Source organism: Brevundimonas sp. (assembly GCF_046295595.1).
In the GTDB taxonomy this organism is placed as follows: Bacteria; Pseudomonadota; Alphaproteobacteria; order Caulobacterales; family Caulobacteraceae; genus Brevundimonas.
Window position 1 is genome coordinate 27,381 of record NZ_JBKBMX010000023.1, and the last position, 16,180, is coordinate 43,560.

The 16,180-nt window shown below is 70.2% G+C and carries 21 protein-coding genes; 12 read left to right on the top strand and 9 right to left on the bottom strand.

Translation table 11 applies throughout. From position 1 onward, the window contains the following. Positions 1-45: 45 nt before the first annotated feature. Entirely contained in the window at positions 46-489 is a 444-nt protein-coding gene (locus ACK4JY_RS13235; RefSeq protein ID WP_409606459.1) for an OmpA family protein, read from the bottom strand. 73 nt (positions 490-562) lie between these two features. Then, positions 563-907: a glycine zipper domain-containing protein gene (locus ACK4JY_RS13240; RefSeq protein ID WP_409606461.1), complete on the bottom strand. Its 345-nt coding sequence runs from the start codon at positions 905-907 to the stop codon at positions 563-565. Positions 908-978: 71 nt separating this feature from the next. Between ACK4JY_RS13240 and ACK4JY_RS13245 the strand changes: the two genes are divergently transcribed. From ACK4JY_RS13245 to ACK4JY_RS13255, 3 genes are all read left to right on the top strand, one after another. Then, complete coding sequence (locus ACK4JY_RS13245; RefSeq protein ID WP_409606462.1) at positions 979-1,407, top strand: hypothetical protein; 429 nt, start codon at positions 979-981, stop codon at positions 1,405-1,407. Positions 1,408-1,501: 94 nt separating this feature from the next. After that, the gene (locus ACK4JY_RS13250; RefSeq protein WP_409606464.1) at positions 1,502-2,455 is read left to right on the top strand and encodes a diacylglycerol/lipid kinase family protein; all 954 of its coding nucleotides are present in this window, start codon (positions 1,502-1,504) and stop codon (positions 2,453-2,455) included. Continuing rightward, positions 2,455-3,306 carry a metallophosphoesterase family protein gene (locus ACK4JY_RS13255; RefSeq protein WP_409606466.1) on the top strand — a complete coding sequence of 284 codons (852 nt, stop codon included), beginning with the start codon at positions 2,455-2,457 and terminating at the stop codon, positions 3,304-3,306. The genes ACK4JY_RS13250 and ACK4JY_RS13255 overlap by 1 nt, the downstream gene beginning before the upstream one ends. Before the next feature lie 75 nt (positions 3,307-3,381). On the opposite strand, the gene ACK4JY_RS13260 is transcribed toward ACK4JY_RS13255, so the two are convergent. The 3 genes from ACK4JY_RS13260 to ACK4JY_RS13270 form a co-directional block, all read right to left on the bottom strand. Further along, positions 3,382-3,549, bottom strand: coding sequence for a DUF1328 family protein (locus ACK4JY_RS13260; protein ID WP_409606468.1), 168 nt, complete (start codon positions 3,547-3,549; stop codon positions 3,382-3,384). 91 nt (positions 3,550-3,640) lie between these two features. After that, on the bottom strand, positions 3,641-4,048 hold the full coding sequence (locus tag ACK4JY_RS13265) for a hypothetical protein (RefSeq protein ID WP_409606470.1): 408 nt from the start codon (positions 4,046-4,048) through the stop codon (positions 3,641-3,643). Then, positions 4,048-4,428 carry a glycine zipper domain-containing protein gene (locus ACK4JY_RS13270; protein WP_409606472.1) on the bottom strand — a complete coding sequence of 127 codons (381 nt, stop codon included), beginning with the start codon at positions 4,426-4,428 and terminating at the stop codon, positions 4,048-4,050. The genes ACK4JY_RS13265 and ACK4JY_RS13270 overlap by 1 nt, the downstream gene beginning before the upstream one ends. A gap of 133 nt (positions 4,429-4,561) precedes the next feature. Between ACK4JY_RS13270 and ACK4JY_RS13275 the strand changes: the two genes are divergently transcribed. After that, on the top strand, positions 4,562-5,215 hold the full coding sequence (locus ACK4JY_RS13275; RefSeq protein ID WP_409606474.1) for a fumarylacetoacetate hydrolase family protein: 654 nt from the start codon (positions 4,562-4,564) through the stop codon (positions 5,213-5,215). Next, the gene (maiA, locus tag ACK4JY_RS13280) at positions 5,212-5,844 is read left to right on the top strand and encodes a maleylacetoacetate isomerase (RefSeq protein ID WP_409606476.1); all 633 of its coding nucleotides are present in this window, start codon (positions 5,212-5,214) and stop codon (positions 5,842-5,844) included. Before ACK4JY_RS13275 ends, maiA begins: the two co-directional genes overlap by 4 nt. 3 nt (positions 5,845-5,847) lie before the next feature. Here the strand turns inward: maiA and ACK4JY_RS13285 are convergent, their stop codons facing one another. Both ACK4JY_RS13285 and ACK4JY_RS13290 read right to left on the bottom strand, forming a co-directional pair. After that, a complete protein-coding gene (locus tag ACK4JY_RS13285; protein ID WP_409606478.1) occupies positions 5,848-6,738 on the bottom strand; it encodes an alpha/beta fold hydrolase in 891 nt (296 codons plus the stop codon). 209 nt (positions 6,739-6,947) lie between these two features. After that, entirely contained in the window at positions 6,948-8,276 is a 1,329-nt protein-coding gene (locus tag ACK4JY_RS13290; RefSeq protein WP_409606480.1) for a peptidoglycan DD-metalloendopeptidase family protein, read from the bottom strand. A 403-nt stretch (positions 8,277-8,679) separates the two neighbouring features. Here ACK4JY_RS13290 and ACK4JY_RS13295 point away from each other — a divergent pair, with 403 nt between their 5' ends. The 7 genes from ACK4JY_RS13295 (at position 8,680) to ACK4JY_RS13325 (ending at position 14,727) form a co-directional block, all read left to right on the top strand. Continuing rightward, a complete protein-coding gene (locus ACK4JY_RS13295) occupies positions 8,680-11,889 on the top strand; it encodes a YdbH domain-containing protein (RefSeq protein WP_409606482.1) in 3,210 nt (1,069 codons plus the stop codon). Between the two features lie 80 nt (positions 11,890-11,969). Then, positions 11,970-12,158, top strand: coding sequence for a YnbE family lipoprotein (locus ACK4JY_RS13300; RefSeq protein ID WP_409606484.1), 189 nt, complete (start codon positions 11,970-11,972; stop codon positions 12,156-12,158). Continuing rightward, entirely contained in the window at positions 12,158-12,541 is a 384-nt protein-coding gene (locus ACK4JY_RS13305; protein WP_409606485.1) for a YdbL family protein, read from the top strand. The genes ACK4JY_RS13300 and ACK4JY_RS13305 overlap by 1 nt, the downstream gene beginning before the upstream one ends. Positions 12,542-12,606: 65 nt before the next feature. After that, positions 12,607-12,828, top strand: a complete 222-nt coding sequence (locus tag ACK4JY_RS13310) for a hypothetical protein (protein WP_409606487.1) — start codon at positions 12,607-12,609, stop codon at positions 12,826-12,828. A 31-nt stretch (positions 12,829-12,859) separates the two neighbouring features. After that, positions 12,860-13,672, top strand: coding sequence for a tryptophan 2,3-dioxygenase (locus tag ACK4JY_RS13315; protein WP_409606488.1), 813 nt, complete (start codon positions 12,860-12,862; stop codon positions 13,670-13,672). Between the two features lie 11 nt (positions 13,673-13,683). Further along, complete coding sequence (locus ACK4JY_RS13320) at positions 13,684-14,184, top strand: hypothetical protein (protein ID WP_409606490.1); 501 nt, start codon at positions 13,684-13,686, stop codon at positions 14,182-14,184. 57 nt (positions 14,185-14,241) lie between these two features. Continuing rightward, on the top strand, positions 14,242-14,727 hold the full coding sequence (locus tag ACK4JY_RS13325) for a PA2169 family four-helix-bundle protein (RefSeq protein ID WP_409606492.1): 486 nt from the start codon (positions 14,242-14,244) through the stop codon (positions 14,725-14,727). 63 nt (positions 14,728-14,790) lie between these two features. On the opposite strand, the gene rplS is transcribed toward ACK4JY_RS13325, so the two are convergent. Next, positions 14,791-15,222 carry a 50S ribosomal protein L19 gene (gene rplS / locus ACK4JY_RS13330; RefSeq protein WP_409606494.1) on the bottom strand — a complete coding sequence of 144 codons (432 nt, stop codon included), beginning with the start codon at positions 15,220-15,222 and terminating at the stop codon, positions 14,791-14,793. 1 nt (position 15,223) lies between these two features. After that, positions 15,224-15,976 carry a tRNA (guanosine(37)-N1)-methyltransferase TrmD gene (gene trmD / locus ACK4JY_RS13335; RefSeq protein WP_409606496.1) on the bottom strand — a complete coding sequence of 251 codons (753 nt, stop codon included), beginning with the start codon at positions 15,974-15,976 and terminating at the stop codon, positions 15,224-15,226. Between the last annotated feature and the right edge of the window lie 204 nt (positions 15,977-16,180).

The window sequence follows — 16,180 nt, forward strand, 5'->3', positions numbered from 1 at the left end:
GCCCCGCCGCCTCCGCGTCACGCGTCGTCCTGTCTCATCCGGCCCTCAGCGGGGCGCGGCGTCGACCAGAACCTCGGTGCGCCGCCGCATCGGCTCGCGGGCGCCGTCGGCGGTCACCGCGCCGGAATCGCCTGCCGCGCCAAGGGAGAAGACCGGCGAGGGCCAGCCCGCCGCTTCCAGCGCCTCGGCCACGGCCAGGGCGCGGCGCTCGGACAGGGCCAGGTTGGCGGTGGCCCCGCCTCTCGCATCGGCCAGGCCGATGACGCTGACGCCGCGAATCTGGCAGCCCTGCAGCTGCCCGGCCGTGAGGCTGATCGCCTGCCGCGCCGCCTCGGTCAGACCGGCCTCGCTGTCACGGAAATAGAACTCGAACCGCTGCGGCGTGCAGACCTGCGGCTCGGTCACCAGCTCGCTGCGCTCCGGCGCCCCGGTCATGGCGCAACCCGCCAGCACCAGCCCCGCCCCCAGAATTGCAAATCGCCCCATCATCCCGCTCTCCTCGCAGAAAGGGCGGCCCGCCAAATGACGAACCGCCCTGTTCACTCAAGAAATCCAGCCGCGCCTAGTAGCGACGCTGACCGTTTTCCCAATAGCATTCGGTCTGGCGACCGTCGTAGCAATAGTAGTACCGGCCTTGGCTGTCGCGGTAACGCTGCTGGTTGCTCCGGTCCTGTTGCGAGCCGCGGATCGCGCCCGCGGCACCGCCCACGACCGCGCCGATGGCAGCCCCGGTTCCGGCGCTGCCGTCACCGACATTGTTGCCGATGATGGCGCCGGCGACGGCGCCGATGCCCGCGCCGATGGCGCCTTGTCGAACGGTCTCGTTAGAGCCGCTGCCGTACGGATCACTGGCGCAGGCGGAAGCCAGCAGGCCAGCGCCGGCGATCGCGATGATTGCCTTTTTCATGGGTATGTCCTTCATCCCTTGGGTTCGCCCCTAGGGTGATAATGCTGGATAAGCGTGACGGTTCCCCCGTTATGCTGTTTGTTGAGCCTGTGACAGGCTTTGCAGTACGTCGCACAGGGGGTGCGGCCGGCCAACAGGGGCGACAGACGGGGGTTTGTATGCGCTTTTCTCAACCGGTTCGGATGTCGGATGATGGCGATCACAGTCCAGTGTGGGCGCGCAACAAGCGCCGCCGGGGCAATCCGCTGGTCGGCTTTCTGGTCACGCTGCTGGCGCTGTTCGGCGTGCTGACCGCGGTCCTCGGCGTCAAGGAACGCTCGCTCGCCGAAGGCGGCGCGCTGATGGACGGCTGGATCAACACGGCCGTCTCGACGGTGCGGGGCGAGGCGCCGAAGGTCGCCGATCAAGCCGGCGACGCCGCCGAAGCGGCGGCCTCCAGGGCCGGGGACGCGGCGCAGGCGGGCGCCGCCGCCGCATCGGAAGAACTGAAGAAACAATAGTCACGCTTCCGCCGCCCTGCCCGGAACATCGACCCGGGCGGGGCGTTCGGGCGGCATGAGCGCAACCCCGACCTCCGCGACCCGACAGACGACTGTGACGGAACCGGCTACCGATACACCCGTCGACGCGCCGGTCGAATCCTGCGTCCTGACGCCCCATGTGGCCCTCAAGCGGGTCGTCATGTTGGTCAATCCCCTGTCCGGCAGCGTGGGCCCGAAGGCGGCGGGCGAGGCGGAAGCCATTCTTCAACGTTACGCCTGCCAAGTCTCGGTCGTGACGCTTGAGCCGGGGCAGTTCGACGACCAGGTCCAGGCGGCCTTCGACTCGAACCCGGACGTTGTGTTCGTGCTCGCCGGCGACGGGACGGCGGGCACCATCGCCTCCCGTGCGGGGCCGGACGGTCCCCTCGTCGCTCCGTTGCCGGGGGGCACGATGAACATGCTGCCCAAGGCGCTCTACGGCACGGCCGACTGGAAGGCTGCGTTGAAGGTCGCCTTGGAAGACGGCGCGCCGCAGAGTGTCGCGGGCGGCGAGATCACCGATGGCCGAACCACCCAAGCCTTCTATTGCGCCGCCATTTTCGGGTCTCCGGCCCTGTGGGCCCCGGCGCGCGAGGCCGTTCGCCATGGCAAGCTGGGCCTTGCCTGGGCCTATGGTCGCCGGGCGTTGAAGCGGGCCTTCTCCGGCCAGATGCGTTTCTCACTCGACGGAACCGTCCCGCGCCGCGCCGAGGCGCTGGTCCTGATCAGCCCGATGATCTCGCGCGCCATGGATGAGGCCTCGGGGCTGGAGGCCGCGGTGATGAATCCGTCGGACGCCGGGCAGGTTTTCAGGATGGCGGCCCACGCCATGATCGACGACTGGCGTCAGGACCCCGCGGTGAGCACCCGCCCGACCCAGCTGGTCGCGATGCGAGCGCGGTCGCGGATCCCCGCCGTGGTCGATGGCGAGCCGATGCAGCTGCGCCATGAGGCGCGGGTCCGGTTCATCCGTCAGGCGTTCAGGGCTCTCGCGCCCACGCCGCCGGCGGCCGGGGACAGCGTCTGATGGGACGTGTGCTCCAGTTCTCCGACGTGCATTTCGGGCGCGAGCATCCGGATGCCTGCGCCGCCGCTCTCGCGTTCGCCCACGACACACCCTGCGATCTGGTCCTGATCACCGGCGACGTGACCCAGAGCGGTTTGCCGAACGAGTTTGCCGCCGCGGGCGACTGGATCCGGCGCATGCCGGAGCCGACCTTCGTCATCGTCGGCAACCATGATGTCCCTTACTGGAGCCTGACGTCGCGTCTGTTCCACCCTTGGCGGGCGTTCGAGCGGGCCATTGGCCACCCGGCCCACGACCATCAGTTCCTCAGCCCCGCCGTGATGGTGCGCGGCGTGGTGACCGCGCGCGGCTGGCAGGCCCGGCCCAACTGGTCGAAGGGGGTCATCGATCTGGACCAGACGCGCAAGGCGGCCGAGGCGCTGAGGCAGGCCCCCGCCGGGGCCCTGCGTATCCTTGCCTGCCACCATCCGCTGGTCGAGATGATCGGCGCGCCCATGACCGGGGAGGTCAAGCGCGGTGAGGCGGCGGCGCATATCTTCGCCGAGGCCGGTGTGGATCTGATCACCAGCGGCCATGTCCACGTGCCGTTCGCCCTGCCGATCGCGCTGGGCGACCACTGCTCCTATGCGGTGGGGTGTGGAACGTTGTCCGACCGGGAACGCGGCGCACCGCCCAGCTTCAATCAGATCGACTGGGACGCGCACGAGATCGTCGTCACCGCCATCACCTGGACCGGGAGCGGCTTCGAGCCAGGCCAGATCTGGCGGCTGCCGCGCCGGCAAGACACGCGCCGGGAGGCCACCGCGCCCGCAAGCGAGCTCCCGGAAGGCTGGGAACGGCCCACGACCTGAGGGCTCCTGCTGCGGGCAAGAAAAAGGGGCCGCAATCCACGATCGCGGCCCCTTTCCTGTGTCAGCAAGACCGACCTAGAGCCGGGTGCCCCGCTTGCCCTGGAAGAAGTGGACCACCAGGAGAATGAGGAAGATGACGAACAGCACATAGGCGATGTTCATCGACAGTCCGGCGACGCCACCCGCGCCGAGGGCGCCAGCGACAAGCGCGAGCACGAGAAAAATAACGGCCCAACGAAGCATGAGGGAAACTCCCGGATTAGTTGATCCAAAGGGAGCGGCTCTGACCGCCGCGCCTGTCAGATCAACGCCTCCGGCCCACGCCTGTTCCGCTTCAGCGCCGCCGCCGCCGGGTGTGCGACGTCTCTGTGAAGGCGGCCGCGACCATGGTCGCCAGCGCCGGATTGCGAAGGAAGATCCAGCCTCCCGCCAGCGCCGCCGCGGCGCCGAGGATCGGACGCTGGCGGAACAGGGTGAAGGCTCGCTCGCCCATGCCCACCGGCTCGTCGTCGTCGGCTGCCTCGGCCTCAGTCTCGCGACGAAGGAAGACACTCACGACAATCACCGCCGCGAGGGCGAACAGCAGCGCCGTCAGGGCGGCCGCCGCGAGCGGCACGATCACGAGGCAAAGGGCGTAGAAGATCGTCGCCCCGAACGCGATGACGGCGACCATCGCGGCGGCGGCGGCGGCTCCCGCCGCCACGGCCTTCTTGACCAGCTTTTCCCCGAGTCCGCCGAGCATCAGCGCCGACGACCCGAGAGCAGAAGTCCGAGCACGACGCCGACCCCCAGGGCGATGGCGGTCGACTGCATCGGGCGCTCCTGGACGCGCTCGGTCACATACCGTTGCGCCTCGTCGAAGCGTTCCGACGCTTCGTCATAGTACTCGCGGCCGCGGCCGCGGGCGGTGTCGTAATAGCCGCGAGCGCGTTCGCGCAGCACTTCGGACTGTTCGCGCAGGCGGGCCTCGGTTTCCGCGGCCTTGGCCCGGAGACGGGTCTCGGCGGTGGCCGCCTTTTCGCGCAGGGCCGCCTTCTCCTCGGCGCCGAGGGTCTTCAGGTCGTCCTTCAGCGTGTTGAGATCGTTCTTCACGGCTGTCCGTGCTGCCTTGTTGGTGGCCATGTGCGCGCTCCGCTTGCAAGCTTGACGGTTAATATAGAACCTTCAGCCCAGAACGCCACTCCGCCGCGCCGGTTCCGCATTGCAGCAAACGCGGGCGCTGGCGAAGGACCCCGACCCGCTTTAGATAACGGGCATGACCGACTGGCTGTTCCCGCCCGCCCCGATCCCCTCGCTACCCGTCGCCGGACGGTCGGAGCGCCTTCCGGTTCGGCGGATTCTGTGCGTCGGCCAGAACTATGCGGCCCATGCCCGCGAGATGGGTCATGAGCGCGCCGATCCCTTTTTCTTCTCCAAGCCCGGGGACGCCCTGGTGTCCGACGGCGCCGACCCGGTCTATCCCGGCTCGACCGCCGACCTGCACCATGAGGTCGAACTGGTCTGCGCCATCGGGGTCGACGGCGCCGTGGTCGGATGGGCGGTCGGTTGCGATCTGACCCGCCGCGACCTTCAGGCCGCCGCCAAGGCCAAGGGGCGGCCGTGGGACGCCGCCAAGGGCTTCGACCAGTCCGCGCCGTGCGGCCCCCTGACCCTCGGCGCCCTGCCTGACCCGACCGCGCCCATCCGCCTGTCGTTGAACGGCGGGACGCGCCAGTCGGGCCGGCTGGACGACATGGTGTGGGCCCCGGAGGAGATCCTCGCCAAGGCCCGCGCCCTGTGGGACGTTCGCGCCGGAGACCTGATCTTCACCGGCACGCCGGAGGGCGTGGGTCCGCTTCAGCCCGGCGACCGGGTCGAGGCGACGATCGGCGGTCTTGAGCCCCTGGTGTTCACGGTGCGGCCGCGATGATCCTGCACGGCTACTGGCGGTCGGGCGCCGCCTACCGCGTCCGCATCGGCCTGAATCTCAAGGGCGTGGAATACGACCGGCACGGCGTCGACCTGCGTACCGGCGCCCAGGCCTCCGAGGCGTTTCTGGCTCTCAATCCGCAGGGTCTCGTGCCCGCCCTTGAAGTGGACGGCGGCGTTCTGACGCAAAGCCCGGCGATACTGGAATGGCTTGAGGAGGCGCATCCGACGCCGCCCTTGCTGCCCCTGGATCCTGTCGGCCGGGCCCATGTCCGGGCCATGGCGGCCCTGATCGCGTGCGACATTCATCCGCTGAACAACCTTCGCGTCGGCAAGGCCCTGCGGCAGACCTTCGGTGCCGATCAGGCCGCCGTCGACGCTTGGGCCGCTCGCTGGATCCTGCCCGGTTTCGAGGCGCTGGAACGGCTGGTCGAGGTTCATGGAGATGGATGGTGTTTCGGCGCCGCCCCCACCTTGGCCGACTGCTATCTGATCCCGCAGATCTATTCCGCGCGCCGCTTCAACGTCTCAATCGAAGCCTTCCCGCGCCTGCGGGCGATCGACGCGACTGCGACCGCTCATCCAGCCTTCGTCGCCGCCCATCCCGACAACCAACCGGACGCGGACTGACCGTCAGGCCATGAACCGGTCGACCGCCGCCAGGAAGCGGGTCGGCTGGTCGATCATCACCATGTGCTCGGCCCCCTCGATCCGCTCGAACCGGGCCGGGCGCGGCAGCGAGGCGTAGGCGCCGCGGAACAGGCTGTCGGTGCGGCCGCGCGGCGAGGCGGCGTCGGGGCTCCAGCCATAGACCACGGTGACCGGCGCGGTGATCTCCGCCAGACGGTGGCGCAGGTCCACGGTCATGACCTCGTAGAGCGACTGGGCCAGCACCCGGCGGTCGCCGCCCTGCCAGCCCATGGAGCCGAACACCGCGTCGGCGGCTCCGCCCAGTTCCAGCCCGAGGTCGCGGCCACGGGCCCGCAGGCCTTCGTCGCCGAGGAACTGGATGGCCTGGTAGGCGACCTGGGCGATCGGCTCAACGTCACCGACGGTCGCGCCGGGACTGATCAGGGCCGGGAAGAAGGGGGAGGCGTCGACGGTCATCAGCCGGCCGACCCGGCCCGGTGCGTCCGCCGCGAGGCGAAGCGCGATCTGTCCGCCCATCGAATGGCCGATCACGGCGGGAGCGGCGAGACCGGTCTCGGCGATGTAGCGGCCGACCTCGCCCGCCAGCGCCCGCATCACCGCGCCATCGGCGTTGTCGCCGGCGGGCAGGTCGCCGAACCCGCGCACGGAGACCATATGCAGACGGCGCCCCTGCGCCAGCCGCGCCGTGGTCCTGCCCCATACGGCGGCGGTCGAGGCGAGGCCGGGGATCAGGATCAGGTCTGCGCCGGCGCCGCGCGTCTCGACCACGATCCGCGTCGACCGGAACGGGGTCTGGGCGAGCGCCGGCGCGCCCATGGCGGACCAGGCGGCGGCGCCGAGCAGGCCCTTCAGCAGGTTTCGTCTTTGGTTCATGAGCGGCAGCCATCCAGAGTGTCCCGTGAAGAACACGGACGAGGTCTGGATGATCCGGCGTCCAACGATGGAAGGGTTCCACGTCGACCCCCTCGTACGGCCGAAGCGCGAGGAAGGCTGGCGCCGGTCAGCCAGACCCAGGCACCATGGCCGGAAAATCTGGCGCGACTATGATGGCGGTGAACATCCCCCGCCCGAAGGCGTCGAAATCAGCCCTGGGCGGGCCGCAGTGCGCCGCCGAGGCTGGCGGTCTGGACCTGCGGACGGCGCTCGCCGCCGGCGGCGATGATGCGGTCGATGCGGGCTTTTTCAGCGCGGAAGGCGGCCAGATCGGCCCCCGACAGCTCGACGCCCTCGGTGGTCTTCACGCCCGCCGGATTGATCCGCTGGCCGCCGCGCCAGATCTCATAGTGCAGGTGCGGACCGGTCGAGGCGCCGGTCGAGCCGACATAGGCCACGACTTGGCCCTGCCGGACCCGCTGGCCGGCGCGCATGCCCGAGGCGTAGCGCGACAGATGGCCGTAGCCGGTTTCAAGACCGTTCGAATGGCGGATGCGCAGCCAGTTGCCATAGCCGCCCCAGCGACGGGCCTCGACCACCACGCCGTCGGCGGGGGCGACGACCGGCGTGCCGGTGCCAGCGGCGAAATCGATGCCCTGGTGCATCTTGCGATAGCCGGCGATCGGGTGACGGCGGAACCCGAACGACGACGAGACGCGGAAGCCGCGCTCAAGCGGCGTGCGCATGAAGGCCGAGCGGGTGTTCTTGCCGGTGGAGTCGAAATACTGCGCTTCCTTCGCCCCGGCGGGCTGGAAGCGGTAGAAGGCGACGCCTTTCAACTGGGCGTACAGCAGGCCGTCATTGCCGATCGTGCGACCGTTCTCGGTCACCGTCCGACCGTAGACATAGGTGAAGTCATCGGACGCGCGGATGTCGCGATCGAGGTCGAACTTGTGCGAAAATAGCTGGCCGGCCTTGCGGCGAACCGCGGCAGGGACGCCTTCGCGCTGGGCCGAGCGGGACAGCGAGCCCTCGACCTTGCCGTTCAGGACGACGATCTCGCTGGTGACCTTCTCCTCCAGCGCGCGCAGGCGCAGGGCGCCGTCGAAGGTGCGCGACACGGTCACCTGGCTGGCCGGTCCGGTGCGCAGGGTCAGGCCAATCAGGCGGGGGTCGCCGCGGCCGCCGCGGGGTTTGGCGATGGCGGTTTCGAAACGGAGACCGGCGCGGATGGCGCTCATGTCCATGGCGTTGGCGAGGGTGGCGGCGATGGCCGAGGCTTCCTCGGGGGCGATGCCGGTGCGGCGCACGGCCTGTTCGAAGGTTTCGCCGCGGCGGATCTGGACGGGGATGGCTTCGGGGGCGGTGAGGCCGGCCGGGGTTCCGGCGGCGGCGAAGGCCTGGGCCTCGATGGCGGCCAGTTGTGCAGCCGTCAGGGGTGGAACTTCTTCAGCCTGGGCGGGCTGGTAAACGCGTCCGGCGAGTAGAGCCACCGAGAGGGCCGCGACCGCCGTGAGGGCGTGAGGCGCGAGCCGCATTGGTTGGCGTCGTGGATCGAACTGAGCCATCGGTCCCCGAAAAAACTGATCGACGCCGATCCGGCGCCCAAGCCACTGAAAGCAAGGATCGCGCCTGAAGAAGCCCCCCGGCGCGAGACAGGCCGTATAACCCGTCTGTCCCATCATGGGAAGGTAGTTCGTTACAGACCGTTAACCGGCGCCGTCACGGGCGGTAATGCGTTTGGAGAGAGCCAGCTTAACCAGTGGCGCGAACAGTGTATTGACGGCATTTCGTTGAGGTATTCGGGCGCAACTCGCCGCCCCGCCTTGATGTCGTCACGACTGCATTCAAGGTGGCTGTTGCGCCACTCTGCTGTGTTTTCATGGTCACGCCTGCTGTGTTGTCCGAGGAGTTCCGTTTGTTCATCGCCCGAGCCAAGGCATGACCGACGCCCCCGCTTCCCGGCCGGGCCGGCCGTCCTCCCGTCGCAGCGGAGGGGCCCGCCGCCTGTGGCTCGCCCTCGGGGCGCTCGTCTGCATCCTGATCGTCCTCGCCGGCCTGCTGTATCTGAACCGCCGGGCCGCGACGCGTCAGGTCCTGGTCGGCTGGCTGGAGCGGCAGGGCATTCCGGCCGAGGTGGAGATCGAACGGCTCGAGATCGACGGACTGGTGGCCAGCATCCGCATCGGCGACCCGCGAGACCCCGACGCCGTCATCGACAGGGTCGAGGTCGACTACGCAATAGGCGCCCCGTGGTCGGAGACCGGCCTTGGTCTCACGCCGAGCCGCATCCGTCTGGTGCGGCCCGTGCTGCGCGCCTCGTTCCGGGACGGGCGCTTCTCGGTCGGCAGCCTCGATCCTTTGGTCGAGCGGTTCACCGGCCAGCCGCCGCGACCGGACTCGCGCGGACCCCTGGTGTTGATCGAGCGGGGGCGGGTCCGACTCGACACGGAATTCGGTCCGGTCGCGGTTCAGGGCGACGCCCGCATCGACGACGGCCGGTTGATCCGGGTCAGCGCCCGGATGCCGGCGGCCGACCTGAAGAGCGGCGGCTATGAGGCGCGGGCTCTGGCCGCCACCCTCTCCGTCACCACCACGGGAGACCGGGTGGCCGTCAGCGCCGCGGCCTCGGCGGATCAGGCGACCCTGCCCGGTCTCGCCAGCGCCGGGACGCGCCTGACGCTGACCGGCGACCTGCCCTATCCCGACATGGAACAGCGTCGCGGTGACGGCCGCGCCCGTCTGAGCGCCGGTCTGGTCGCCGAAAGCCTCACGGCCGGCGACCTCGCCGCCCGCGACGCCGTCGCCGACCTGCGCTTCGACGGCCAGACCGCCGGCTGGATCGAGACCTTCCGCATCGAGGGTGCGGCCGACGCCGACCTCCGCGCCGCGCGTCTGAGCGGCCCGGACCTCGCCGCCACCGCCGCCGCCGTCCGCTGGAACAACGCTCGCGCCCGCCTGTCACGGGACGGGGAGGGTCTGGCCTGGGGGATCAGCGGCCCGGCCCGGGTTTCGGCCGCACGGGCTTCCGGCGCGGGACTGGACGGCGCCGGACTGGTCCTGACCTCGAGCGGCCTGACCGCCGGCGGCCGCGACGCCGCGTGGGAGGTCAGCGGCCCGCTGGCCCTGAACGCCGACCGGCTCGGCTGGGACGACCTGTCCCTGACGGGCGCGCGCGTGACGGCGGACCTCGACCTCGTGGCCGACGCCGGCCTGCGCCTGAAACTGTCGGGCGGACTGCGCGCGACCCGCGGGGCCTGGCCCCTGTTCGGCCCGGCCGCCGGCGACGACGGCGCCGATCTGGCGGAGATGAAGCGGGCCCTCGGCGCCTTCGCGGTCGACATTCCGGCCTTCAGCCTGACGTCGGGCGCCGGCCGAACTCAGGTGACGCTGGACCGCCCCGCGACCCTGCGCCCGGCCAATGGCGGGGCGCTGACCCTGCGCCCGGCCGCCGGGCCGGTCTTCGCCGCCGCGCCGGGCCAGCTCGGCGGCGGGACTCTGACCGTTGCAGCCACGCGCGGCCGGGGCCTGCCCGAGGCGGCCTTCGCCATTCCGGCGTGGAGGCTGACCCCGGACGGCTTCACCGCCGATCTCGACGGCCGCGCCGCGCTCGATTTCGACCTCGCGCGCGGGATCGCACTGGAGACCCGCGGCCGGCTGACTTCGTCCCGTGGAGAGGTCCGATATGTTGCGGCGGACTGCGCGCCGGTGACGGTTGAACGGCTTGAACTCGACGAGAACGACGTCGTCGAGGTCTCGGGCCGGGTCTGCCCCATCGATCGCCCGCTGGTCAGCATAGCCGACGGGCGCTGGCGCGCCGACGGGGCCCTCGCGGACGTCGACGCCTCGGCCCCGTTCCTCGCCCTGAACATACGCGACGCCATCGGTCGGTTCGCCGCGACCGGCGGCCCGACTGGCGTCGGCCTCGACACCCGGATCGAACGGGCGACGATCGAGGACGCCACCACACCGATCCGGTTCAACCCGCTGACCGCCTCCGGCGCGGCCCGGCTGGCCGATGAGAACTGGACCGGCGGCTTCGACCTCGCGCGGGGCGCGGCGTCGCTGGGTCGCCTCGAGCTCGCCCACGACGGCCGGTCGGGCGCCGGCGGCCTGACCATCGACGCGCCCTCGCTGGTCTTCGCCGAGGGCGGCCTGCAGCCGGCCGATCTCAGTCCCCTGGCCGGCGACTATTTGGGATCGCCGGCGACCGGCTCTGTCGCCTTCCAGGGGCGGATCGACTGGGTCGCCGAGGCCGAGGGCTCCAGTTCCGGACGTCTGACCATCCCCGGCCTCGATTTCGTCAGTCCCGCCGGCGCGGTGAAGGGGCTGAAGGGCGTCGTCGACTTCACCAGCCTGGCGCCGCTGACGACCGCCCCGGGCCAGCAGCTGACCATCGACCAGCTCGATTCCGTCACGCCGCTGACGGACATCACCCTGAACTTCGGTCTGGACAAGGCCGCCGTGACCGTGGACGTCGGCGAACTCGCCGTGGCCGGCGGCGTCGTCCGGGTCGAGCCCTTCGCCATGCCGCTGGACCGCAGCCAGCCGTTCAGCGGCGTCATCGTGCTGGAGAAGGTCCAGCTGGGCGAGATCATCGCCGGCTCGGGATTTGCCGACTCGGTGTTGCTGGATGCGGTCGTCTCGGGCCGGTTGCCCTTCACCTCCGATCCGGTCTCGGGAATCCGCATCACGGCCGGGACCCTGTCCGCCATCCAGCCGGGCCGGCTGTCGATCCAGCGCGAGGCGCTCAGCGGTCTGGAAGCCGGCGGGGGCGGGGAGGCGGTGCCGCCGAACACGGTGCAGGACCTCGCCTACCAGGCCATGGAGAACCTGTCGTTCGACATCCTCTCGGCCGAGGTCAACAGCCTCGACGAGGGCCGGATCGGCGTGCTGTTCCGTATCCGCGGCCGCCACGACCCGCCGGTGCATCAGGAGCTGCGGATTCCGTTCGCCGAATTCATCAGCCGCGAATTCCTCAACCGGGAACTGCCGCTGCCGTCGGGGACGGGCATCGATCTGACGCTCGACACCACCCTCAATCTGAACCAGCTGATCGGCGACCTGCTGGAGCTGAACCGGGCGCGCAACGGCGCACCCTCCGCCAGCGCCGCCGCGCCGCCGCGCGAGGACCCTGTTCCGACGCCTTGATCCCGCCGCCCTCGCCGTTCAGAACCCGTTCACCCTGCCTGGCGTTAGATCGTCGCAGATCAACACCGGAGACCTCGACCATGAACCGGACGCGCGCACGTCTCGCCCTGATCGGCTTCATCGCCGCCTTCGGCGTGGGCGCCTGCACTCCTACGGTCCGGTTGCAAGTCGATCCGATCCAGATCTACGCCAAGCTGGACGCCGATATCCGCGTCCGCCTCGACAAGGAGCTTCAGGACCTCCTCGTCGAGAACCCCAACCTGTTCTGATGCGAAAGCCGCTTCCGATGTTCTCCTTCCGCAAGCTGTTCGTCATCACCGCCGCCGTGGCCGCCCTCGGCGTCGCCGCCGGCGCGGCCTTCGCCCAGACCGCCGGGCAGAAGGCGATGATCGACGCCGCCAAGGCGCAGGGCGCCGTGGGCGAACAGGCCGACGGCTATCTCGGCTTCCGCCAGCCCTCGTCGGATCCGGCCCTGACGCAGGCCGTCACGGTGACCAACAGCGCCCGGCGCGAGGCCTATGCCAACACCGCCCGGACCGCCGGCACGTCGACCGAGGTCGCGGCCGCCCGCGCCTTCGAGACCATCGTCCTGCCCCGCGTCAGCTCGGGCCAGTGGTACCGCAACGCCCAGGGCCAGTGGGTCCAGCGCTGACCGGCGACTCCGCCGCACCGTTGCGTCGCGGGGGACGGCTTCGCGCCGTACTGACCGCCATCGGCGTGACCGCCGGCTCGATCATCGTCATCAACTGGGCGTGGACAGCCATCGGCGGCGGCCCGATGCCGCTGCACGGTTCCATCGCCCTGTCTCTGGGCGTCGCCGGCACGGTGGCCCTCGCCTGGGGTCTGATGGCTCTGGCTTTCCGGTCCGACCGCGAGGGATGGGACGCGCGGGCCAACCGGGCGGACGACGCCGACAGCCGGCCGCTGGACAAGCCTTGAGCGGGACGGCCGCCCGGGCGATAGGTCACCGATGACCGACACCACCGACCCGCGACCGTCCGTGATCACCTATTCGGGCTATCTCGCCCTCGACGACCTGCTCGTGGCCCAGCATCCGCTGTCGGACGAGCACGACGAGATGCTGTTCGTCATCATCCATCAGACCAAGGAGCTGTGGCTCAAACAGATCCTGCACGAGGTCGCCCAGGCCCAGGCCCTGGTCCGCGCCGGCGATCTGGTTCCGGCTTACAAGAGCCTCGCCCGCGTCAGCCGCATCCAGGCGGTGATGACCATGAGCTGGGACATTCTCGCGACCATGACCCCGGCCGACTACCTGCGCTTCCGCGGCGTGCTCGGCTCCTCCTCGGGCTTCCAGAGCGACCAGTTCCGGCGTTTCGAATATATGCTGGGACTGAAGGACGACCGCTTCCTGCGCTTCCACGAGGAACGGCCGGAGGCCCACGCGGCGCTGAAGTCGGCGCTCGACGCGCCCAGCCTGTATGACGACGCCCTGGCCCAGCTCGCCGCCGCCGGCCTGCCCGTTCCGCCCGAAGTGCTGAACCGCGACGTCAGCCAGCCGTGGCAGCCGTCCGAGGGCGTCGAGGCCGCCTGGCTGGAAGTCTATCGCGACACCGCCCGATGGTGGCCCTTCTACCAGCTGGCCGAGAAGCTGGTCGATCTGGACGACGCCCTGCTGACCTGGCGGCACAAGCATGTCGTCACCGTCGAGCGGATCATCGGTCGTCGCCGCGGCACCGGCGGCACCGAGGGGGTGGCCTATCTGACCGAGACCCTGCAGCGCCGCTGCTTCCCCGAGCTGTGGTCGCTGCGCACCAAACTCTGATGGAGGCGAGCATGCGAAGAACCGCCCTGCTGACGATCGCCCTGCTGACGCTGGCCGCCTGCGGCCGCGACGAGGCGCCCGCGCCGGCCGCGCCGCAACCGCCTTTCGCGCCGCAGGCCCCGGCCGCGCCGATGCCGCCGCAGCCCGCCGAGGCGCGGGCGGCGCCCCGCCTGTTGCTGGTGGACGCCTCGGACGCGCCCGTCCTGACCCTGTTCTGTCGCGCGCCGGGAATGCTCGTAATTCAGGCGCCCGGCTTCGAACCCATCGCCAGCGAGGACCGGCTGACGATCGGCGCGGGCGACGAGGCCTTCGCCTTCGTCGCCGACCTCAAGGCCCCCGGCCCCGGCGTCACCGCCAGCGGGACGGCCGAGGCGGACCTGTTCGCCCGCATGGCGCGCGGCGAGCCCGTCACTGCCGTCTATGGCCGCCAGACCGTCGGTCCTGCCCGGGCGGAAACGCCCGCCGCCCTGAGCGATTTCCTCGCCCGGTGCGGCGGCCTGTCGGAGCGCTGATCGGCAACCAACCGGGTCATGGCGCGGTTCTCAGGACAGACTGAACGGAAGCCAGCCATGTCCAACGCCAATCGCCACGACATCCACGTCCTCAACGACCTGATCCAGACCGCCATCGACAGCGCCGACGGCTATCGCGAGGCGGCGGCCGAGGCGACCGATCCCGGCCATCGCGACCTGTTCGCGCGGCGCGGGGCCGAACGCCGTCAGGTCGCGGAAGATCTGCAGTCGACCGTGCGCGAACTGGGCGGCGATCCGGCCGCCGACGGCTCGATCCTCGCCAAGGCCCAGCGCGCCTTCGCCGACGTCAGACACGCCCTGATGCGCGATGAGGCCAGCATGGTCGGCGCGGTCGAGAGCGCCGAGGAGGCCGTTCGCGCCCGTTTCGAAAAGGCCCTCGCCGACAGCCAGATCTCGGCCATCACCCGCGAGACCGTGCGCCGCGCCTTCGTCCGCGTCAGCGAGGGTCGCGACGACCTGCACGATCTCCGCCACAGCCTCGAGGGCCAGCGCGACGCCTCGAACCCGCTGTTCCCCCGCTAGGGCGCACGAAAAAGGCCCCGGCGTCTCCGCCGGGGCCTCGTCGTCTCAGAACTGTGAGACAGCCTATGCTTCGGTGTCGGCGGCCGGGCTCTCGGCCTTGCCGGTTTCCGGCACGACAACGCCCTTGGCCGGACGCACGGTCTGCTTCTCGGCGATCCGGGCCGACTTGCCGCGGCGGTCGCGCAGATAATAGAGCTTGGCGCGCCGCACGACGCCGCGACGCTTGACTTCAATGGCGTCGATGTTCGGCGACATCAGCGGGAAGACGCGCTCGACGCCCTCGCCGAAGCTGATCTTGCGCACGGTGAAATTCTCGTTGATCCCGCCGCCGGCGCGGGCGATGCAGACGCCCTCGAAGGCCTGGATGCGTTCGCGCTCGCCTTCCTTGATCTTGACCATGACCCGCAGCGTGTCGCCGGGCTGGAAGTCAGGAATGGCGCGCTTCTCGACGAGGCGGGCTTTTTCTTCGGCTGCGATCGTCTGCAGGATGTTCATTCTACTCTCCTCGGGCTTTGGCGCCCTTTAGCTGTGATTTGGCGGGCTCGTGGCCCGCAGGGGTCTTGTCCAGATGCGCCGCCCAGAGGTCTGGCCGTCGTTCCCGGGTCGTCTCTCGCCGCTGCTCTTCGCGCCATTGTGCGACCTTCTTGTGGTCGCCCGACAGAAGCACCTCGGGTATCTCCAGCCCCTCGAACGTCCGCGGTCGCGTGTACTGCGGATGCTCCAGAAGACCGTCCTCGAAGCTTTCCGAACTCAGGCTTTCCGCCTGGCCCAGCACCCCGGGGATCAATCGCACGCACGCCTCGATCACCACCATCGCCGCCGCCTCGCCGCCGGCGAGCACCGCGTCTCCGACGGAGACCTCCTCGAACCCGCGCGCGTCCAGCACGCGCTGATCCACCCCCTCGAACCGGCCGCACAGGACGGTGATCCCGTCTGCTTTGGCCCATTCCTTGACGCGCGCCTGGGTCAGGGGCCGACCCCGGGCGCTCATGTACAAAAGCGGCCGCGCCGGTCCGGATACGCTATCGAGCGCCCGGGCCACCACGTCCGCTTTAAGCACGGCTCCCGGGCCGCCACCCGCGGGGGTGTCGTCCAGGAAGCCGCGCCTATCCTCGCTGAAGGCCCGAATGTCAAGGGTTTCGAGGCTCCACAGCCCGCGCTCGCGCCACGCCGTGCCGATCAGCGAAACGCCGAGCGGCCCCGGAAAGGCTTCCGGAAACATGGTCAGGACGGTGGCGGTGAAGGGCATGGCGGCCCTGATACAGGGGCTAGGGTCTAGGGACTAGGGACTAGAACACCGGCTCCGGACGGGGCCAATCCCTGTGGCCCCTAGCCCCTAGCCCCTAGCCCCTAGGTTCTGAACCCATAAAGCTTGCGGTGACCCGGTCTCGCTGATTCAAGGATTCCGGAAGGAGCCTTGGCATGGCGCGATACGATCTGAGCGAGGTGGAGT